This window comes from Clostridium sp. (assembly GCF_047718555.1).
GTDB lineage: Bacteria > Bacillota > Clostridia > Clostridiales > Clostridiaceae > Clostridium_I.
In genome coordinates this window covers 1-22,414 of record NZ_JBDNRK010000065.1, presented here as the reverse complement: position 1 = coordinate 22,414, position 22,414 = coordinate 1, and the positions used below count along the sequence as shown (strand labels likewise).

General features: G+C 29.9%; 19 protein-coding genes. 15 read left to right on the top strand and 4 right to left on the bottom strand.

Annotated elements, in window-relative coordinates:
- The first annotated feature begins 495 nt into the window (after positions 1-495).
- The 9 genes from ABF633_RS18180 to ABF633_RS18140 all read left to right on the top strand — a co-directional run bounded on the left by ABF633_RS18180 (position 496) and on the right by ABF633_RS18140 (position 9,508).
- Complete coding sequence (locus ABF633_RS18180) at positions 496-822, top strand: hypothetical protein (protein ID WP_415525664.1); 327 nt, start codon at positions 496-498, stop codon at positions 820-822.
- 266 nt (positions 823-1,088) lie between these two features.
- Positions 1,089-2,003: a DMT family transporter gene (locus ABF633_RS18175; RefSeq protein ID WP_415525662.1), complete on the top strand. Its 915-nt coding sequence runs from the start codon at positions 1,089-1,091 to the stop codon at positions 2,001-2,003.
- Positions 2,004-2,432: 429 nt separating this feature from the next.
- Positions 2,433-3,236, top strand: a complete 804-nt coding sequence (locus ABF633_RS18170) for an MBL fold metallo-hydrolase (RefSeq protein WP_415525660.1) — start codon at positions 2,433-2,435, stop codon at positions 3,234-3,236.
- 320 nt (positions 3,237-3,556) lie between these two features.
- A complete protein-coding gene (locus ABF633_RS18165) occupies positions 3,557-4,195 on the top strand; it encodes an ABC transporter permease (RefSeq protein WP_415525658.1) in 639 nt (212 codons plus the stop codon).
- 27 nt (positions 4,196-4,222) lie between these two features.
- Positions 4,223-5,149, top strand: a complete 927-nt coding sequence (locus ABF633_RS18160) for a glycine betaine ABC transporter substrate-binding protein (protein WP_415525656.1) — start codon at positions 4,223-4,225, stop codon at positions 5,147-5,149.
- A gap of 277 nt (positions 5,150-5,426) precedes the next feature.
- Entirely contained in the window at positions 5,427-6,437 is a 1,011-nt protein-coding gene (locus tag ABF633_RS18155) for an ABC transporter ATP-binding protein (protein WP_415525654.1), read from the top strand.
- Positions 6,412-7,095 (top strand): ABC transporter permease, encoded by a 684-nt coding sequence (locus ABF633_RS18150; RefSeq protein WP_415525666.1) that lies wholly within the window; start codon positions 6,412-6,414, stop codon positions 7,093-7,095. Before ABF633_RS18155 ends, ABF633_RS18150 begins: the two co-directional genes overlap by 26 nt.
- 192 nt (positions 7,096-7,287) lie before the next feature.
- Positions 7,288-8,205 (top strand): 4Fe-4S binding protein, encoded by a 918-nt coding sequence (locus tag ABF633_RS18145; protein ID WP_415525652.1) that lies wholly within the window; start codon positions 7,288-7,290, stop codon positions 8,203-8,205.
- Positions 8,206-8,221: 16 nt separating this feature from the next.
- Entirely contained in the window at positions 8,222-9,508 is a 1,287-nt protein-coding gene (locus ABF633_RS18140) for an O-acetylhomoserine aminocarboxypropyltransferase/cysteine synthase family protein (protein ID WP_415525650.1), read from the top strand.
- 26 nt (positions 9,509-9,534) lie between these two features.
- Here the strand turns inward: ABF633_RS18140 and ABF633_RS18135 are convergent, their stop codons facing one another.
- Entirely contained in the window at positions 9,535-9,927 is a 393-nt protein-coding gene (locus ABF633_RS18135) for a zinc ribbon domain-containing protein (protein WP_415525648.1), read from the bottom strand.
- Positions 9,928-10,047: 120 nt separating this feature from the next.
- Between ABF633_RS18135 and ABF633_RS18130 the strand changes: the two genes are divergently transcribed.
- From ABF633_RS18130 to ABF633_RS18115, 4 genes are all read left to right on the top strand, one after another.
- Positions 10,048-10,899, top strand: coding sequence for a hypothetical protein (locus tag ABF633_RS18130; RefSeq protein WP_415525646.1), 852 nt, complete (start codon positions 10,048-10,050; stop codon positions 10,897-10,899).
- A gap of 338 nt (positions 10,900-11,237) precedes the next feature.
- On the top strand, positions 11,238-13,460 hold the full coding sequence (gene pflB / locus ABF633_RS18125; protein WP_415525644.1) for a formate C-acetyltransferase: 2,223 nt from the start codon (positions 11,238-11,240) through the stop codon (positions 13,458-13,460).
- Positions 13,461-13,628: 168 nt separating this feature from the next.
- On the top strand, positions 13,629-14,345 hold the full coding sequence (pflA, locus tag ABF633_RS18120) for a pyruvate formate-lyase-activating protein (RefSeq protein WP_415525642.1): 717 nt from the start codon (positions 13,629-13,631) through the stop codon (positions 14,343-14,345).
- A 413-nt stretch (positions 14,346-14,758) separates the two neighbouring features.
- Positions 14,759-15,847, top strand: coding sequence for an HD-GYP domain-containing protein (locus ABF633_RS18115; RefSeq protein WP_415525640.1), 1,089 nt, complete (start codon positions 14,759-14,761; stop codon positions 15,845-15,847).
- Positions 15,848-15,861: 14 nt separating this feature from the next.
- On the opposite strand, the gene lepB is transcribed toward ABF633_RS18115, so the two are convergent.
- Together lepB and ABF633_RS18105 are read right to left on the bottom strand one after the other, a co-directional pair.
- Complete coding sequence (gene lepB / locus ABF633_RS18110; RefSeq protein WP_415525638.1) at positions 15,862-16,407, bottom strand: signal peptidase I; 546 nt, start codon at positions 16,405-16,407, stop codon at positions 15,862-15,864.
- A 166-nt stretch (positions 16,408-16,573) separates the two neighbouring features.
- The gene (locus ABF633_RS18105) at positions 16,574-18,607 is read right to left on the bottom strand and encodes a penicillin-binding transpeptidase domain-containing protein (RefSeq protein WP_415525636.1); all 2,034 of its coding nucleotides are present in this window, start codon (positions 18,605-18,607) and stop codon (positions 16,574-16,576) included.
- A 337-nt stretch (positions 18,608-18,944) separates the two neighbouring features.
- On the opposite strand from ABF633_RS18105, the gene ABF633_RS18100 reads away from it, so the two are divergent.
- Positions 18,945-19,511 (top strand): biotin transporter BioY, encoded by a 567-nt coding sequence (locus ABF633_RS18100; protein ID WP_415525634.1) that lies wholly within the window; start codon positions 18,945-18,947, stop codon positions 19,509-19,511.
- A gap of 111 nt (positions 19,512-19,622) precedes the next feature.
- Here ABF633_RS18100 and ABF633_RS18095 read toward each other — a convergent pair whose 3' ends face one another.
- Positions 19,623-20,963, bottom strand: a complete 1,341-nt coding sequence (locus ABF633_RS18095) for a CCA tRNA nucleotidyltransferase (protein ID WP_415525632.1) — start codon at positions 20,961-20,963, stop codon at positions 19,623-19,625.
- Positions 20,964-21,198: 235 nt separating this feature from the next.
- On the opposite strand from ABF633_RS18095, the gene ABF633_RS18090 reads away from it, so the two are divergent.
- Entirely contained in the window at positions 21,199-21,945 is a 747-nt protein-coding gene (locus ABF633_RS18090; RefSeq protein ID WP_415525630.1) for a peptidylprolyl isomerase, read from the top strand.
- Positions 21,946-22,414: the final 469 nt, after the last annotated feature.

Genomic DNA, 22,414 nt, shown 5'->3' with positions numbered 1-22,414 from the left:
ATGACTTTTAATCATGTTGTCCGGGGTTCGATTCCCCGGTAAGCCACCAAAAAAACATCCTTAAATAAGGATGTTTTTTATTTCATTAACTACTTTTAAATTAGTATTTAATTACTGACGAAATGAAAAATAGAAGTTAAACATTTAATGTTTTTCCTTATTTTATGGGTAATATATTGATAATTGATTTTGAAATTATATATAAATTTAAAATTTGTGGTAAATTTTAAAATAAGAATGTATAATAATATTAGGGAAATTATTAAAAATGACCTATATTCTGAACAAGATTATAGGTTATTTTATTTAAATATGTAGATTAATTTTTTATTTTCTTGTAATATAAATTAGAAAGTTAATTTATACTAGTGTAGTATTTAACCTATTTAAATGGTATATGAATTAAATTATAGGTCTAAAATATTATTATAGATTAGTATATGAAAAAGTAGCCATATTCATTTAAGTATGGTTTATAGAAAAGGAGTGTTTAAAATGAAAGTGTTTCAAGATCTTGTCAAAGAAACATTAGAACTTCGTGATTTAGAAGAATTAGAATCAGCAGCAGATTTATTTCAATTTGGAATAGAAAAAGGGTATTATAACAAAAGGCAGGCTGATGAATTTAATAATATCTACTGGAAGGTTAAAAATAAATGTCTAGGATATGCTATTGCAGATGTTGTAAAGGGCAACACTTTGGATATTATAAGTATAGTTACTAATGCTCCAGCAGATATAAAAGACAATAGAAGTGAGCTTATTGGATATGTAAATTCCAGATTAAAGGCACTGAAGGGAAAAGTAACAGGAATCAGATAATTGCTATGTAATGGATGAACTATTTAAATAAAAATTTAAATTTTTATAAAATAGTTATGTTCATTATAGGTAAGTTTTTGTTATTTTAATATTTATATATAAGTTGCAATTAAGATTGTAAATTTAATCAATAATATTTAATGGAGTAAGTCTAAAAAAATAGCCATTTTATATTGAAGATGATTTATTGGACCATATGTAATAAAATTTATTATAACTAGTGTATAAAACAAACTATAAATAAAAAATTTCTAAGGAGACTTTTAATGAGGAAAGGAACAGGATCTAGTTTAGCACTTTTAATTGCGGCTGCTATATGGGGATTTGCATTTGTTGCACAAAGAGTTGGAATGAAATATATTGGACCTTTTACCTTTACTGGTATAAGATTTGCATTAGGGGCCATATCATTAATTCCGCTCATGATTTTTTATAATAATAAAGATGAAAAAGTGAAGATTAAAAATATCAAAGGTAATAATAATTTACTAGGTGGAGTTATTATAGGTATAATTCTTTTTCTAGCAGCATCCTTTCAACAAGTTGGACTAATAGGTACATCGGCAGGAAAAGCGGCTTTTATAACAGGACTATATATAGTATTTGTTCCAATACTTGGACTGTTTTTAAGGCATCATATCAAAGCTAATACGTGGATTGGTGCTGTAATAGCAGTTGTAGGCTTGTATTTTTTATGTGTTACAAATAGATTTAGTATATCATATAGCGATATGCTTGAACTTGCCAGCGCTTTTCTTTTTGCAATACATATACTTTTGATAGATTATTTTTCTCAAAAAATTAACGTATTAAAATTAGCATTTTCCCAATTTATAACTTGTTCAATTTTAAGTATGATAATGGCTGTATTTATTGAACATATAACTTTCAGTGGAATTTTGCAAGCACTAATACCTATTCTTTATGGAGGCATATGTTCTGTGGGGATAGCTTATACCTTACAAATTCTTGGACAAAAGAATGCTGAGCCCACCCATGCGGCTATTATATGTAGTATGGAAACAGTATTCGCTACTATTGGAGGAATTTTCATTTTAAATGAGCAATTGGGAGTTAAAGGAAGTATAGGATGTCTACTTATGCTCACAGGAATGATTTTATCTCAATTAAAAAGCAGTAAGCAAGAGGATGAGAATATAGAAATTAAATCTGCCTGTTAAATCTAGTATTCTAACTTTACACTCAGTAAAAGATTTTAATTTATCCGATGACTAACCACTCTAATACTCCCATCTTCTTCAAAGTGGGAGTAAAGAGTGGCTATGTCCCTGGATAACGACTTACCCTAAAGGATAACGATTTCTAAGTATCGAAAATACCGATACTTAGAATTCTGTTTATCCAATGATATCAATGAGTCTTACTTACTGGGAGTGGTACTACCACTAAGTTTAGATGAATTATCCAGAAACGCATTACTGTTATCTCCAGCTTTTAGAAAAGCAGAGAACCAAAATCTTGGATTTTGTGTGAATCGCTTTCGCTGTGTGCAAGCAGAGAACCAAAATCTTGGATTTTGTGTGAATCGCTTTCGCTGTGTGAAGTGGAGTATTACAGTGACTAGTTAAATAGGAAAGGAGATTTTAAAATTGAATGAAATAACAATGCTAGGAACTGGAGCTGCAATGGTCACAAGATGTTATAATACTTGTTTCACGATTTCAAGTAAAGATGAATATTTTCTTGTAGATACAGGAGGCGGCAATACTATTCTTTCAAATTTGGAGAAAGCAGATATACCTATAAATAAAATTCATAATGTATTTATATCTCATAGTCATAATGATCATATAACGGGAATTGTTTGGATAATAAGAGCAGTGGCACAACAAATTATTAATGGGAATTACAATGGTAAACTTTATATCTATTGTCATAAGGATGTAATAGACATTATAAGAACCATAAGTAATTTATTATTACAAAAAAAGTTTGTAGATCATATTGATAAAGATATAATTTTTATAGAAATATATGATAAATATTCACTTGATATATTGGACATGCATCTTCAATGCTTTGATATTAGAAGTACAAAACTTCTTCAATTTGGATTTACAGCTAGACTTAGTAATGGAAAGAAGTTAACTTTTCTTGGAGATGAACCACTTAATGAAAGTGTGTTCAGTTATGCACATAAATCACAGTATCTTATGCATGAGGCCTTTTGTTTGTATTCTCAGAGAGAAAAGTTCAAGCCTTATGAAAAACATCATTCTACAGTAAAGGATGCTTGTGAGAATGCTTCAAAATTACAAGTAGAAAATGTTATATTATTTCATACAGAAGATAAAAATTTAAGTAAGAGAAAAGAAATGTACTCAGAAGAGGGACAAGAGTATTTTAAGGGTAAAATAATAGTTCCTGATGACCTTGAAGTTATAGAGCTTTAATAAAAATAGGCATAAAAAGTTAGTGATAACTTTCTATGCTTATTTTATTCACATGAATTTGAAGAAGCCAATGGGAAATTTGAGAATAATATTATGAGTTAAATATTATAATGTATACAGAGTAAAAATTATAAATTATTGACAATGTTTGTCCTACATGGTATACTCGTAAAAACTAAACAGATAAGAATACTAGGAAAGCTGACTGATCAGATTACCTGAAGGCCAAGTTTATATTTTAGTATATATAAGCCTGGCTTTTATCTATATTTTGATTATATTATCCAATTAATTCGAATCTTTAGAAAGGATATGCATTAATGTTAAATGAAATTATTAAATTTTTACTAAGTAATACTAAGCAATATTATACGGCTGTCCTTATACATATATCCATAAGTATAACAGCTGTATTGATAAGTATTGCCATAGCTGTTCCCTTAGGAGTATTATGCTCGAAAAGTTCAAAGATTCTCTATCCTGTTATGAATTTTTTTAATTTCCTAAGAATTATTCCCAGCCTTGCAATACTGGTTTTGGCATTGCCTATACTTGGGACAGGTTTTACTCCTGCACTAATTGCTTTAATAATTCTCGCAGTACCTCCAATACTTATTAACACATATTTAGGCTTTAAGAATATCAGTCCATCAATTATTGAAAGTGCAGAGGGGATGGGGATGGGATATAGAGAATTACTTTTTAAAGTCCAAAGTCCATTGGCCATGCCTTTGATAATTACAGGAGTTAGAACTTCTTCTGTGGAGGTTATAGCCAGTGCTACTCTGGCATCCTATATAGGTGCTGGGGGATTAGGTGATTTTATATTTACTGGATTAAGCATGAATGATTATACCATGCTGCTTGTAGGAGGCATATCCGTGGCAATTTTGTCTGTCATTGCAGAAATAATATTATTTTTTTTACAACAGGGAATTACAAGATATCAAAGAGATTAAAAATAATTATTTAGGAGAGTGTTAAATATGAATAAAAAATTTTTTGCATTACCATTGTTAGCGGTAGTACTTACTGCTGTGATATTTACAGGCTGTGGTAAAAGCACTGGTTCTAATGCTAACACAGCTAATAGTTCCGGTTCCAAACCTACAATAAAGGTTGGTTCCAAGAACTTTACAGAATCTCTTGTTTTGGGAGAATTATATGCAGATGCATTAGAACATGCCGGATATAAGGTTGATAGAAAATTGAATTTAGGAGATGCGGTAGTCCATACTTCTTTGGTAAATGGAGATATAGATTTATATCCTGAATATACAGGTACAGGTTTATTATCAATTTTAAAAGAAGCACCAATGTATGATTCAAAAGCGGTTTATGATGAAGTTTCTGCAAAATACAAGGATAAATTTAAATTGATTTGGCTAGATCCATCTGCGGCTAATGATTCTCAAGGATTAGTTATAACTAAAAAAGCTTCAGATCAGTATAACATACATACAATTTCTGATCTACAAAAGAATGCAAGTAAAATTAGATTTGCCTCACAAGGAGAATTTGATAAGAGGTCTGATGGACTTCCGGCTTTAATAAAGGCATATGGTCCCTTTAATTTCAAAGATGAAAAGCTATATGATAATGGGTTAAAGTATGATGTACTTAAAAATGATAAAGCAGATCTTGCTGTAGCTTATACTACAGAGGGTCAATTAAGTGATAGCCAGTTTGTAGTTTTAGAGGATGACAAGCATGTATGGCCTCCATATAATGTTGCGCCAGTAGTAAGACAGGATATTCTTGATAAGAATCCTGATATAAAAGATATTTTAAATAAAGTTACTGCTAAATTGGACAATAAGACTTTAATAAAATTAAATGCAGAGGTGGATATAGATAAGAAAGAATATAAAACTGTAGCAAAGGAATTCTACAATCAAGAATTTGGCAAATAAAAAATTTGTAATTTAAATAGGTAGCTTGCTTTCATGCTCTCATTATGGGCATGAAAAGAAGTTACCTTATTTATATATAACCATTGTAGGCGGTAAGTTATCAATGAATCTTACTCAGTGGGAATTTGTACTCCCGCTGAGTTTAGATGAATTATCCAGCGACTAGGCATTGGATAAAACATATTATAATAGATTATTGCAGAATATCGGCGTAGAAATTCAAGGGATTAGAATTTTGCAGTAAAATAAATTTTAATAAAGGGGAGGGACATAAATATTGACAACAGCTATTGAGTTTATAAAGGTCAGTAAAAAATTTAATAATTCTAAAGAATACTCTGTTTCAGAAGTAAGTTTAAGTATTGAAAAAGGAAGTTTTATAACTATTTTAGGAACTTCAGGCTCTGGGAAAACCACATTATTAAAGATGATTAATAGAATATATGAAGCTACTTCCGGGGAAATATTGTTTTTTGGTGAGAACATAAAAAACTTGAATGTAGAGATACATAGAAGGAAAATAGGCTATGTTATTCAACAGATTGGATTATTTCCACATATGACTGTGGAACAAAATATAGCAACAGTACCTAAAATATTACATTGGAATAAAGATAAAATAGCACAGCGTGTTGAGTATCTATTGAAGCTGGTAGGACTTTTGCCAAATGACTTTAAAAAAAGATATCCTAGGCAATTATCCGGTGGGCAGCAGCAGAGAGTTGGCCTAGCTAGGGCGATGGCGGCAGATCCAGAAATAATGTTAATGGACGAACCATTCGGTGCCATAGATGCCATAACAAGACAGAATCTCCAAGATGAATTAATTAGTATACAAAAAAAGCTTAACAAGACAATCGTTTTTGTAACTCATGATGTTAATGAAGCTTTTAAACTTGGGGACAAGGTTATCGTAATGAATAAAGGAAAGATTCAACAATTTGATAGTCCTTATAATATTCTGTTTAAACCTGCAAATGATTTTGTTGCTCGTTTAGTCTCTTCAGAGGATGCCCTTCAAAAGTTGAAATATTTAAAGGCAGAACTTGCTATGATTCCGTTAGAGTTACCTGTGGATCATGAAGGTGTGAGAGTTGGAAAAGAAGAAAGTTTATATGATGTGTTAACTACTTTCCTTAATAATAATGTAAAGACAGTTATAGTTGAGGATGATAAACATCATGTTTTAGGAAAAATAAATTGGAGTCAGCTAAATATTAAGGCTGTACAGAGAAAACAAGATATTTATGAAAAGTCAGGTGATGATTGTGATAAAATATCTATTTGAAAATTATGAGGATATGCTTACATTGTTATTGCAGCATATTCAATTGGTAGTAATAAGTGTTGCAATATCTTTACTTATTGCAATAGCTTTAGGAAGTTTAGTCTTACGTTCACGATGGGCATCTATGATTGTATTATCCTTGTTTGGAGTATTGTATTCAATACCAAGCCTTGCAATGTTTGCATTTTTAATTCCGGTTTTAGGTCTGGGAGAAAAAACAGCTGTGGTGGTTCTTATAATATATAATCAATATATACTTGTAAGAAATATACTTATGGCTTTTCAATCAATAGATACTTCAATTATTGAGGCTGCAAGGGGCATGGGACTAAATTCTAGGCAGTTGTTTATATATATTCAATTACCTTTAGCTGCACCAATAATAATTGGAGGAACAAGAATAGCTATTGTATCCACTATAGGTATAGCTACTATTGCATCTGTAATTAATGCTGGTGGATTAGGAGTTATATTATTTGATGGACTAAGAATGAATTATATAACAAAAATCTTGTGGGGTACCATTATGGCTGCTGGTCTGGCCTTAATAGCAAATCAGATATTATTGTTTATAGAAAAAATTGCTGATAGGAAAGCTAAGGGAGAATATAACAGTCAAGATAGAAAAGAAGCACTAGATGGAGTAGTTCTTAAATAATTAGTTGTAATGCTTGTGAGAAATCAGGATAGTTTTTATGAACGATATTATATGCACACACAGTATTTTAAATAAATAGAAGAATGGTTGAGCAGATTTTCATGGCAACACTATTATTGCAGATTATATTAAATTCTGATGTTATAAGATTTTCTATTGAACATTATTACAATACTATATAAGGAGAAAGATATGTCAAAAGATGCGGAGATTATAAAACTTTTAAATATTCCTGAAATTATGATACCATACTTGAATTTAATTTATACTGAAGATCAGTTAAAACTTATAGCTATTATTAAGAATAAAGTATTATCTAAAGAGGAAATTGAAACCATTCTTGGAAAATCTGCAGCTGTTTTATTGGACAATGCTTATAAAGCTGCTGTGGTTGATAAGGTTATAGAGGAAGAAATAATAAAATATCAACTTAGCTCTCTGCCTAATAGACTTGATAAAATGGCGACCTTTGAAGGAGACAAATGGGGTAGTATAGAATCAGAAGATAGAAAGAAAATAGCGGATTGGCTTTTCAATGATTATTTAGAAGCTAAGAGAAATAGTTCCATTGAGAAAATATCTGAGAATGGAAATAAGATACTGCCGTTAAATGAAGCTATAGATTATTTAAATACTGCAAAAAATGATATATATGTTATGCCCTGTGATTGCAAGGCTATAACAGAAAATTGCAGCTTTGATAGAAATGTTTGTATGAGTATGGGAAGTGGTTTAAATAGTTCTTCTGATAGAGGACATGGGAAAAAATTGAATAAGGAAGAGGCTATAGAACTATTAAAACATGCAGATAGAGAGGGCCTTATCCATTCAGTAGAAAATGGTGCAATTTGTAATTGCTGTAGTTGCTGCTGTTATCCTCTAAGAGCATCAAAGACATTGGGGATTGAAGGAAAATGGCCTTTGGTAAGCTATGTTGCAATCATGGATAAGAATAAATGTGTAAATTGCGGTATATGTACTAAACGATGTCAATTGGATGTATTTCAAAAGAAAGATGGAGTTATTTATATGGATAATTCAAAATGTGTAGGCTGTGGGTTATGCGTAAATACTTGCCCTAAAGAAGCTTTGCACCTAGAAAAACTATAAAGGAGTGTGTTACTAAATGTCACATAAAGAATATGGATTTGAAACACTGCAGATAAGAGCAGGTTATGATCCAAAAGAACACAATTATGCTGCAGCTGTGCCAATTTATCAGACAACAGCCTTTAATTTTGGAGATACGGAGAGGTTAGAAAAAATATATTCTCTTAAGGAGGGTGGTTTCTACTACACTAGAATAGGTAATCCTACCTCGGATGTTCTGGAGAAAAGAATAGCGGCTTTAGAAGGAGGAACAGCAGCAGTTGCAGTAGCTTCTGGTATGGCAGCAATAACTTATTCACTGCTTAATGTAGCAGAGGGGGGAGGAGAAATTGCAGCAGTAAATACTTTATATTCAGGTTCTTTCAATCTTTTTAATCATATTTTGCCTCAGTTTGGTATAAAGGTAAACTGGATTGAAGATCCCTATGATCTTAACTCTTTTAGGAAAGCTATTACACCCAATACAAGAGCAATATTTGCTGAGTCTATAGGTAATCCGTTAATTAATGTGCTGGATATAGAGGAGGTAGCAAAAATAGCCCATGAGAGCAATATACCTCTTATAATTGATAATACGTTCCCTACTCCTCATCTTTTAAATCCTATTAAGTATGGAGCTGATATAGTTGTACATTCTGCTACAAAGGCATTAGGTGGACATGGAACAGCAATTGGAGGAATAATTGTTGAAAGCGGAAAATTCAATTGGGGAAATGGTAAATTCCCTCACTTTACTGCACCAGACTACAGTGCCAAAAATGAAAGCTTATATGAATTGGTTCCTACATCAGTTTTTACCACAAGAATAAGACTTAGATATTTAAGTGACTTTGGAGCAGCTATAAGTCCATTTAATTCATTTTTAATTCTACAAGGTATTGAAACACTATCGGTGAGAATAAATGAAGAAGTGAGGACTACAGAAAAAATAGTAAAGTATTTATCAGTACATCCAAAAGTATCTTGGGTTAATTATCCCAGCGTAAAGGGAAATAGAAACAATAAACTGGCGGAAAAGTATCTTTCTAAAGGTTATGGTACTATATTTACCTTTGGCTTTAAAGGAAATCAAGAAGATATTAATAAATTTATAAATAGTTTGGAGTTATTTAGTTTCCTTGCTAATATAGGAGATGCCAGATCCTTGGTAGTTCAGCCTTGTGTAGCAACTCATGGATCTTTAAGCATAGAAAATAGAAATAAAGCAGGAGCTTTTCCAGATGCTATAAGATTATCTATAGGTCTGGAAAAAGCTGAAGATTTAATTGCAGACCTTGACCAAGCCTTCTCAAAGGTAAACTAGATAGCCTAGAATAATTTAAGTTAAGATCACGTTTTAGAAGAATTTTTTCTGTTTTTTTGCTTAAACCCACAATGTTCACAGTAGATAGCGTTATTTTCTATCTCCTTTCCACATAAAGGGCATATTTTTTTGTCTTGAATTTTTGTTATTTTTTTTCGTATATCCATAATTTTATGTTTAATTTCTTTAATATCTTTACAGTATTTTATAAGATTACTATCTATAGGTTTATTTTTTTCATATTGTTTGTATATTCTTTCTCCTATTTTTTTATATAGATTTTCAATTTCCCTTTCTTCTCCTGAAATCTCAAAATTTAATTTTGAGGTTTCTATAAATTCACCTGTCTTTTTTACAGCGGAATTAGCACTACTTTCTATAGAATCTTTTATTTTTGTGAAATTGTAAGGTATAGGCATATTTATCCCTCCTACTCTATACAATATAGCTATAATATTATACGAAATAATTAAATATTATGTTCTAAAAAATCATAAAATTAATAAATGGTATGATTTATTAATTTGGAGTGATGATATATGGCAGAAAATAAAGCGTTTATACCTTTATATTTAAATAATGATATGGTTAATAATCTTTTTACTGTAGTTGTACAAGAATTTGTTGAATCAAAGAGTATAAATACAAAAGAACAAATTAGTATTAATTATAGGGGACCTATAAGTGAATTTTCTCAAGAAATTTTTGGGAAATATGTTCAAGGAGAGGTTAATGTTCAAATATTAAATGAATTTTCAAAGCAAAAAACCCAAGTTGCTATTTCAAAGGACATAGAGGTATTTATGCATTTAAGAAATTTATTAATTAAAAATAACTTACTTAGAGATATATCTTCAAATGAAATGGTTAATAATATACATGAAAATGATTTTGTAACAGTTAAGTGCAGACTTCTTGAAAATCCTATATTTTACTATGTTAAGAATTTAATAAATAATATGGAGATACAGAATGTATTTGGAAATATTAAAAGTATAAATAGCAGCAAAGTTGAAGTCCTTAATAATCTAAAAACTTATATGGATTCATGGAAAAATAAAAATTGTATTAGATGTGTAACTACTGAACTTTGTTCTCCTAAATCTAGATTTATTGTCCCTGTTGATCCAACCTATAATATAAGCAGATTTGATTATACGGGACGTTGTGGAGTAAACATAATGGGGAAGGTAGTGAATTTTATAGATAATAAAAATTATAATTACATGGATTTATTTGGAGATAACTCTTTGAATTTCATAAATGAAAATTACTTTACAGATTTTATGGGATTAAACAGTATTGAAAATTCTATAGAAACTTTTAGTAATAAATTCATTGTCAATGGTGGCAATATGATAGAAATATTACCTATAGCTATATTTGTATAAACAAAGTTTTAAAGCGTCAGACAGAGTTTTTATTCAATTTAATGCTTATAACCTTTGTATATGAGTGCTGATAATCTTTATACTTGTATCTTTAAAAAGTAGTTTAGAGTTTTAAATAGAACATAACGAATAAATAATTTTAATTATAAATAAATGTATGATATAATGTGAAATATAAAAATTAGAAATATAAATAATGTTCGTAGTACCATTATTTATTGTATTGAAATAATTAAAGCAATCAGCTATAATAATCATACAATAAAAATTATTAATTAGTAATTTTTACAAATTAGTTATGTTATAGAGTACTACTATAGAATAAGGAGTTGATATTTTTGATTAAACAATGGGAAGGCTTTAAAGAGGGAAACTGGACCAATAATATTGACGTAAGAGATTTTATTCAAAAAAATTATAAAGAGTATACTGGTGATAAAAGCTTTTTAAAAGGACCTACTGAAAAGACTAAAAAAGTATGGGATAAAGCAGTTACTCTTATTTTAGAAGAACTAAAAAAGGGAATACTTGATGTGGATACAGAAACGATTTCTGGAATAAATAGTTTTAAACCAGGATATTTAGATAAAGATAATGAAGTTATAGTAGGTTTTCAGACAGATGCACCCCTTAAGAGAATTACTAATCCTTTTGGTGGAATAAGGATGGCAGAGCAATCTCTTAAAGAATATGGTTTTAAAATTAGTGATGAAATGCACAATGTTTTTACAAACTATAGAAAAACACATAATCAAGGAGTATTTGACGCCTATCCAGAAGAGACAAAAGTAGCTAGATCAGCAGGGGTTTTAACTGGACTTCCAGATGCCTATGGAAGAGGAAGAATAATAGGTGATTATAGAAGAATAGCTCTTTATGGAATAGATTTTCTAATAGAAGAGAAGAAAAAAGATCTAAGTGCTTTAAAGGGAGATATGCTTGACGAATTGATAAGGCTTAGAGAGGAAGTATCAGAGCAAATAAGAGCTCTTGGAGAAATTAAGAATATGGCTCTTTCCTATGGAATAGATATATCAAAACCTGCTGTAAATGCTAAGGAAGCAGTTCAATTTTTATATTTTGGATATTTAGCTGGTGTAAAAGAAAATAATGGAGCGGCAATGTCACTTGGAAGGACAAGTACCTTTTTAGATATTTATATTGAAAGAGATTTGGAAAATGGATTGATTAGCGAAGATGAAGCACAGGAGATAATAGATCAATTCATTATAAAATTGAGAATGGTAAGACATTTGAGAACTCCAGAATATAATGAGCTATTTGCAGGAGATCCAACTTGGGTTACTGAATCTATAGCTGGTGTTGGAATAGATGGAAGAACTCTTGTTACAAAAAATTCCTTTAGATATTTGCATACGCTAATAAATCTTGGATCAGCGCCAGAACCTAATATGACTGTACTTTGGTCAGAAAATTTGCCAGAAAGCTTTAAAAGATTCTGTGCAGAAATGTCTATTTTAACCGATTCTATTCAGTATGAAAATGATGATATAATGAGACCAATTTATGGAGATGACTATGCAATTGCTTGCTGTGTATCTGCCATGCAAGTTGGAAAACAGATGCAATTCTTTGGTGCAAGATGTAATGTGGCTAAATGTCTTCTTTTAGCAATAAATGGTGGTATAGACGAGAAGAAAGGCGTAAAGATCGTTCCAGACATTGAACCTATTACAGATGATGTATTAGATTATGACAAGGTAAAAGCTAATTATTTTAAGGTGCTTGAATATATGGCAGGTCTTTATGTTAATACTATGAATATAATACATTTTATGCATGATAAATATGCTTATGAAGGTAGTCAAATGGCGTTACATGATACAAAGGTTGGAAGACTTATGGCCTTTGGTATTGCGGGATTCTCTGTAGCTGCTGATTCCCTAAGTGCAATAAGATATGCTAAAGTTAAACCTATAAGAGAAAATGGAATTGCTGTAGATTTTGTTAAAGAAGGAGATTTTCCTAAATATGGTAATGATGACGACAGAGTAGATAGCATTGCTATAGAAATTGTTGAAAAATTCTCTGCTGAATTAAAGAAACACCCAACTTATAGAAATGCAAAACATACACTTTCAGTACTTACCATTACGTCAAATGTAATGTATGGTAAGAAGACAGGTACAACTCCTGATGGAAGAAAACTTGGAGAACCATTAGCACCAGGAGCTAATCCAATGCATGGAAGAGATATGGAAGGTGCATTAGCATCTTTAAATTCTGTAGCTAAAGTTCCTTATGCTTGCTGTGAAGATGGTGTTTCAAATACTTTCTCCATAGTGCCAAATGCCTTGGGAAATGATCATGATGTAAGAATAGACAATTTAGTTGGTATTATGGGAGGATATTTTAGTCAGGGTGCACACCATTTAAATGTTAATGTGCTCAATAGAGAAACGTTAATAGATGCAATGGATCATCCGGATAAATATCCAACACTTACTATAAGAGTGTCAGGATATGCCGTTAATTTTAACAGACTATCAAAAGCACATCAAAAAGAAGTTATAAGCAGAACTTTTCACGAAAAATTGTAATTATGAAGCAGGCTATTAGCCTGCTTAATTTTTTCTCATAGTAAACTGGTATAGTAAGATTTTTTTTAGGATAGGGGTAAAAAGTGGGAAGACCTTTGATAATTAGGCTAAATTCAATATAAGGAGCTTATATTAGGGAAGATTTATTGGTTATAAGGAGAAATAGTTATGGTAAAAGGAAGAATTCACTCAATAGAAAGTATGGGACTTGTTGATGGTCCGGGTATTAGAACGGTTGTATTTTTTCAGGGTTGTAGATTAAGATGTGTATACTGCCATAATCCTGATACATGGAAAATGACTGGGGGAAAAGAGATAACTGCAGAAGAATTATTGAAAAAAATATTGAGATTTAAACCATATTTTAAAAGGTCGGGAGGAGGAGTAACTTTTTCAGGAGGGGAAGTACTTTTACAACCAGAATTTTTAGTGGAGATATTGAAATTATGTAAAAAAAATGATATTCACACAACTATTGATACTGCTGGCTATGGAGAGGGTAATTATGAAGAAATTTTAAAATATACAGATTTAGTTATACTTGACATAAAGCATGTAGATGAAGAGGGATACAAAAATATTACGGGTAAAGGGAGAGGAGACTTAAACGAATTTTTAAAGGCACTAGAAAATGCAGGTACAAAAATTTGGATAAGGCATGTAGTAGTTCCTAATTTAACTGATTCTAAAGATCATATAAAAAAATTAGCTGATATAATTAAAAATATAAAAAATGTAGAGAAAATAGAGCTCTTGCCTTATCATACTTTGGGTATAAATAAATACGAAAAATTAGGTATGGATTATAGACTTAAGGATATTGAAGCTATGGATAGAGAAAAATGTAAAGAACTAGAAAAGTATTTAAAGGATTTACTAAAATAGGTTGTTCTAATTATTATTAATATTATAACTATTTATAGTATGTAGATTAAAAAATTATTTGCAAATGCTAACATTCACAAAGTATATAGAGAAATTTGTTTTTATATGATGTATAATGTAGATGCTTAGAGAAAGGTTTTTAGTTCTTTAAAGCTTAATGCATATATATTTAAATGACTATTTTATCTAATATTATATATGCAAAATAAATATTAATCTAATCAATTTTATCAATGAATCTTACTCAGTGGTAGTTTGTATTCACACTGAGTTTAGATGAATTATCCAGGGACGTGCCGATGTTATCTTCAACCTTTTTTATAAAGTGGAGTGTCACAGTGGCTAGTTATCGGATAAATTGCAGTTATATATGGTTTAATTAATGGATTATTATATTAGGTGGTGATGCAAAGATGAGGTTAATTCCTATACAATGTGTGAAAGAAAATACTAAATTGGCAAAATCTATATACGATAATGATGGGAAAATCTTATTAAAAAAGGGATCTATACTTAAAGATGCTATTATAAAAAAAATAAAGGATTTAGATATATATTCAATATATATCTTTGATGAATATAGTAATAAAATAATAGAAGAAGTAATAAAACCGGAAATAAGGCAAAAAGCAATAATAGCTATAAAGAAAAGTTTCGTAAATATTAATGACGATAAATTGAAGATATTCAATTACAAGGATAGGGGAGGAGAGTTTAACTCAATTGTCTATATCACAAAAGAATTAATTGAGGAGATATTATCAAAAGATGATATAATGGTCAATTTGGTAGATATAAAAAGTAGTAGCAACTATATATTCCAACATAGTGTAAATGTGGCAATAATATCATTGATAATTGGAATAAAGCTTAATTTACATAAATTTGATTTAATAGATCTTTGTATTGGAGCAATACTGCATGATATAGGTATGATTTTTGTTCCTTCTGAAATAGTAAATAAGGAATCAGAACTTACCTATGAGGAGTATGAAATAGTAAAGCATCATACAAAAAAAGGTTACGAGTTTTTAAGAGAGAGCTTCGAAATTCCAGTGACTTCTCTTTTGATTGCATTACAGCATCATGAAAGAACAGGTGGACAAGGATATCCAACTGGTAAGTCAGGAGAAGAAATAAGTAAATTTGCTAAAATTGTAGCTATTGCAGATACTTATGATGCATTAACAGCTCATAGGCCTTATAGAAAAGCTATGAGTCCCAATGAAGCTCTAGAGTATCTTATGGCTAGTGGTGGAATTCAATTTGATTACAAGTATATAGAAGTCTTTTCAAAGATAATAGTACCTTACGCAGAAGGTACTTTAGTAAAACTAACTAACGCAGAAATCGCAGTAGTTGAAAAGATAAATATAAATTTTCCACTGAGACCAAATGTTAAAATTATACGCAGCAGTGACAGTAAAAGAATTAATAGGGTTATTGATCTAGAGAAAGAACTTGATATAGTTATTAAGGATGTTTACCAGGAATCAATATAAATTAAGTTTAACGTCTATAATAGTGATATATTTTTAAAAGGGTAAACGCGTAGTATTGCATGTCCTTTTATATCATCAATATTTACAGGACCAAAGAATCTACTATCGGTACTATTACCTCTATTATCACCTAATACAAATACATAGCCTTTTGGAACAGTATAAATTTTGTCGCCAATAAATGGACCAGCGTCAGTTATGGTGTTATTGGCTAAATATGGTTCTGATAAAATGTGGCCATTAATATACACTTTTCCATTTTTTATCTGTAGTTTATCTCCTGCTAGGCCTATTACTCTTTTTATAAAAAGATCGTTGTTTTCATTTCTAGAATTAAATATTATTATTTCATCTCTTTTTATAATATGAGTCATTGAACTTATTTTTTCTACAAAGGTTATGTCTTTATCATTAAGAGTATTGAGCATAGAAGTTCCCTCTATGTCAGCTCTGGCAAATATGTATTTATTTATTCCAATAGCAAATAATATTGCCAGGGTGAGAGTAAATATAAGTTGTGTTGAAGTTTTAAAAATTTTATACTTATTATTTTTTTTCATAAAATCCCTCCTATACTCTAATATATTAACAAATGTTATAGTAATTATTCAACTAAAATTGTAAATATAATGAAAATATAGAAAAAATTAAATAATATATGATTGTTAAAAGTGAAAGACTTAGTTAAGCATTAAATTAAAATTCTTAACTAAGTCCTTAATTATATTATTTACAAAATTGCTGGAAAATGTCCTTTACTTTAGGGACCACATAATGGCTTCCCCCTCTATTTTTAACATCTTCATACATTTCTAATACTAGTAGCTTTGGATCATTGGTATTTACAGCTATAAACAAACCATTTTCGGTACCATTGGTATCATTTTGGTTAGCTTTTATTTCCGCTGTGCCGGTTTTTCCTGCTAAAGGAATATTTGGTATATATGCACCGTGACCAGTGCCTTCAGGATTTGATACGACTTGACTTAAGTCGTTTAATATTGTGTTGGATATATCTTGAGAAAAAACGTTAGATTTCCATACTTTATTTTGAGAAGAAGATTTTTTATCAGCGTTTAAATAAGGATTTACAATATTACCTCCATTTACAAAAGAAGTATAAATAGAAGTAAGCTGTAATGGATTTATAAGCATCTCACCTTGTCCATAACCTGAATCTGCTAATTGAATATCTGTATTAATTGTATTATCTTTAGATAATTTTGAAGTTGTCATTCCATATTCAAAAGGTATCTTTTCACCTATTCCAAAATTTTTAGTTTCAGAAACAAAAGTATCTTTTCCTATATTTAATGCTGCTTGAGCAAAGTATATATTATCTGAATGCACTAATGCGTTTAATAGGTTAGAAGGTTCTGAATACTCCTCAGTCCTTGTTACAAAATAACCTCCCCAACTGCTATCCTTTTGCCATTTTAATCCGCTTATATTTTTAGCTGCATTGGGATCCAGTTTATTAGTTTTTAAACCGATAGCAGCAGTAATAGGTTTAAAGGTTGATCCCGGTGCAAAGGCAGATTCAAATCTATTTAAAAGAGGCTTCTTAGGATCATTATTAAGTGAATTCCACTTATCTGAGGACATTCCCAATACAAAATCATTTGGATCATAAGCTGGTGAGCTTACAAGAGCCAATACTTCTCCTGTTTTAGGCTGCATTGCAATAGAGGTACCCGAGTCACCTTTGTATTGGTCATATAAGGCAGATTGAATATCTGCATTTATTGTGATGTTTAAATCAGCACCATTTTTAGGATCCTTCTTTGCTAAAGTTTTTTTCTTATTACCATTTTTATCTACTATATATATTTCAGCACCATCTTCTGCTCGTATTTGGGTTTCATATATTTTTTCTAATCCACTTTTACCTATTACATCATCCTGTGTGTATCCTTGACTTTTAAGTTTGGTAAGTTCTTCGGCACTAATGGGTTGTACATAGCCTGTAAGGAAAGCTGCTTTTTCTTTTAATGGATACACTCTTGCAGCTTTATCTTGTATCATAATACCAGGAATCTGTGAAAGGGATGATATTTTAGCAGAGTCATCTTTGGATATAGTATCAATAGGTACAAATATATCTGGTTTAACATAGGAAGCGGAAAGCTTTTTATCAATACTGTCTGAGGGAATATTTAGGATTTGTGCAACCTTATTTTTGGCATTTGAATCATTAGCATTAAATTTTCCTGCTACAATTCCTATTTGTGCAACAAAGCCATTCTTTGCAAGATAAGAACCATTTTCACCACGGATTTCACCACGTTTTCCCAGCTTTTTATCTACTCTGACTTTTTCGTCATCACCTAAATCTGGGAAAATCATTTTATTACTCCAGAGTATAGTCCAAGTTTTTGAATTATTTATTTCCTCTTGTTTTAAATAGGCAGTATCTTGAAAATTTATTGCTCCACCAGAGGTATTCATTGATACTTTAAAGGGTATGTTTACATTGCCATTTCCATCTGCCTTAAAAGATTTTGGATATTCAGGAGTTATAGATATATTACTTAAATCAATACCATCATATATATTTTTATACTTTTGAATAAAATCTTTTTCTGCAATATTTTTTTTGCTATCTGAACTTAAATAAGAATACATGTTTTTGAAATCACTTTTACTCCAAGCTTTTACGTATTTATCAAAAGAGTCTTTAGCAGTATTGGTATTACTGCATCCAAATACAAGCGTAAGAAGGGAGATTAATAGAAGGCTTAATAAAAAATTTTTTTTCATAGCTGCGGGATACCTCATTTCTTATAAATTTCACTATATGTACAATTCAAAAGTCTAGTTATCTACTACTATTATACAGTTTGTCATAAAAATTGTATTTTGTAAAGGTATACTGATTATATGTAAAATGCTGTGAAGTATTGTAATATTTATTTGATGAGTGGGGATACAAACTCCCACTGAGTAAGATTCATTGATAATAAAAAAATTTGTTGCAATTATATTTATACATTGTTAACTGACAATTACATGATAGTTGACAATATTTCTTTAATATATTAATATAAACCTAGTAATAGACTTTATATTAAATTGATTAGTGCGGAGGTGCAGATTTTTGAGATTTAACACAAGAGGAATGATTTTAACAGCATTATTTGCGGCGTTAACGGCGGTAGGGGCATTTATTAGAATACCTATAGGGCCAGTACCGATAACCATGCAAGCTTTATTTACAATTTTAGCAGGTGTAATTTTAGGTGCAAGGGTTGGTGCTATGTCACAACTTATATATGTGTTATTAGGTCTTGTAGGGTTACCTATATTTGCTGATGGAACAGGCGGACTTATGCATGTTCTTAGTCCAAGCTTTGGGTATTTGATCGGATTTATAATTTCAGCTTTTGTCATAGGAAAAATAGTTGAACGCAGTGAGAAAATCACTTTTATTAAAATGTTTGCTATTTGTATTTTGGGAATCATTATAATTTATATTATAGGAATACCTTATTTGTATGTAATATTAAAGAATGTTTTATTTAAGGAAATAACTTTTCAATATGCAATTAAAATAGGATTTTTAGTTTTTATACCAGGAGACTTATTAAAGGTTGTAATAGCTTCTTTACTAGCAGTAAAGGTAATACCTATACTTAGAAGGCAGGGAATGTTAGAAAACAGGTAGCAATATATCTAACTTTAATTCGGAATAGTGATAAAGGGCAAACTACTAAATGGAAAAATTTACACCCCTGAGGTGTAAATTTTTCCATTTTTAGTTAGCAATCTTCTCATATTATTTATTCAATATATCTAATTTCTTAGTTGCTTCGCCAATTAATATATCTTTTTTATTCAATTCAGGTTTTTTTATTACTAGATCCAGTAATTCATTTAAGGTTTTTCCAATGGCAATGCCTTTGGAATAGCCTATATTTATCAAATCGCCGCCGTTTATAGCTAGATCCTTTAAAGAAAGAGGGTCCTTTCTAGATAAAACTTTTTGTACAGAAGCTTTTAAATTTATTACTGGTGAAAAATCATGGGGAGGGTTATGTCCTTTTATATCTGCTATTTGTAACTCGAATAAATAATTAAGATTATCTACACCTACCCTATTTATAAATTTTTTTATTGCGGGCAATTTTAAATTATTTCTATTTACTAAATGTTCTTTTATAAGTGTATAAATTATTTTTATGGTATTATTATCGAATTTTAATCTTTTTAATATTTCCTGAGAAATTTTTGCTCCTTCTATAGCGTGCATATAAAAATGTCCAATCCCTTTTGCATCTATAGAGAAACATTTTGGTTTGCCAATATCATGGAATAGAGCCGCAATTCTTATTATTAAATTGTTAGATGTACTATCTAAAACCAGCATAGTGTGTTCAAATATGTCTTTGTGGTGGTGGGGATTGCGCTGATTAAATCCTACACAGCCATGTAATTCTGGGAAAATTATTCTTAATAGTCCTGTTTTATTTAATTCATGAAAACCTATGCTTGGAGTATTACTTAAAAGTATTTTTGAAATTTCATCTCTAATTCTTTCCATGCTTACATTTTTTATAAGTAAATAGTTTTTTTTAATGGAATCAGCAGTATTCTTATCTATTTGAAAATTAAGTTCTGTAGAAAATCTAATAGCCCTAAGCATTCTTAATGAATCTTCATTAAATCTTAAATCAGGGTTACCAACAGAACAAATTAATTTATGCCTCAAATCCTTTTCTCCATTAAAGGGGTCTTGTAATCCTTCAGTATGATTATAGGCCATAGAGTTTATTGTGAAATCTCTTCTGCCTAAGTCTTCGTATAAAGAATTGCTAAATATGACTTCGTCTGGATGACGATTATCACTATATTTGCCGTCTATTCTGAAGGTGGTAACTTCATAGGAGGTTTTATTAATTAATACAGTTATGGTTCCGTGTTTAATTCCTGTAGGTATAGTAGTTGCAAAAATTTGACTTATATCTTCTGGTAAGGCACTGGTGGTTATATCCCAATCCTTAGGTTCTCTATGCATAAGCATATCTCTAATGCAGCCACCTACAGCATAAGCAGAAAAACTATTTTTATTTAATGTGTCAATTATATATTCAACATCTTTTGGTAAAATTATTTTCATAGGTGGTCTCCTTATTTTAAAGTATTAATAATATTTTGTAATCAAAGATAGTTTTTTTATTCTATAGATCTATAGAATAAGCTAGCAAATTATCTAGGCAAATATTATATGATTATCTAATTTTATTATATCCGATATTTGCTATATATTACGTATTTTTTCTTGTAGTAAAAATAGATTAATGCTATTATCTATAATATGAACAGAGTTCAAATTTTTTTTGAGGAGAATTAAAATGGAGAATAAGGTATTAGCATCAGTAAATGGTAAGGAAATTACAGAAAATGATATTGACCAAGTTATTTTGAGTTTTCCACAAGATAAAAGACATCAGTTGTTAACTGAAAAAGGTAAAAAAAGATTGCTTGAGCAACTTGTATCTGTTGAATTAATATATAATGACGCAAAGGATAATGGACTTGAAAACGACGACGAATATAAAAGTCAATTAGAAACAATGAAAAAAGAAATTCTAACTCAAATAGCTATGAAAAGAGTTCTTGGTGGAGCTGTAACAGTTACTGAGCAAGAAGCTAAAGATTATTATGAATTAAATAAAGATAAATTTAAAACACCAGCGACTGCTACTGCTAAACATATACTATTAGATACAGAAGAAGATGCTTTAAAAGTAAGCAGTGAAATAAAGGCAGGAAAGTCCTTTGAAGATGCTGCAAGAGAGTATTCAACCTGTCCATCTAAAGAAGAAGGCGGTAATCTTGGAGCATTTACAAAGGGACAAATGGTTCAAGAGTTTGAAGATGCCTCCTTTACTCAAGAAATAGGAATAGTAGGTGAACCTGTAAAAACTCAATATGGTTATCATATTATAAAGGTTGAAAATAGAACTGAAGATATACCTAAGACATTTGAAGAGGTAAAAGAAAATATAATTAATGGTTTAACTAAAGAAAGACAGAATATGAAGTATACTAAGTATATGGAAGAACTTAAGAAAAAATATCCAGTAGAAATGAAATAAGAAAATATATTTTTAGGTTAAAATTATATTTTCTTATTTGGAAAATTAATCTCAAATTTTGTTTATTTTTAGGAAACTAAGCTATAGTAGATTGTTTTCACAATATGTATAAGGATATATAAAGGCACTATGAAAATTTCACTGGAATAAAATTTTCATAGTGCCTTTATAGTAGTTTAAACCTAAAAAAATTTACTTTTTATATAATAAATCTTAGTATACCATACCTAGTGTGTCAGTATATGAAATTAGGAGAAATAAAGTATAATAATTAGATACCTATACTTAATGCCAAATTTTTATACATATATCAATATAATAATTAATTTATTAATGATACAATGAATGACGTTGTGAAAAACAATATACGAAATAACTCAAATCAACATGAAAAAAGTTATTGACAATATGTCCAAATAATGATATTATATAAAAGCTGTCAGATGACAGAAATTGATCTTTGAAAATT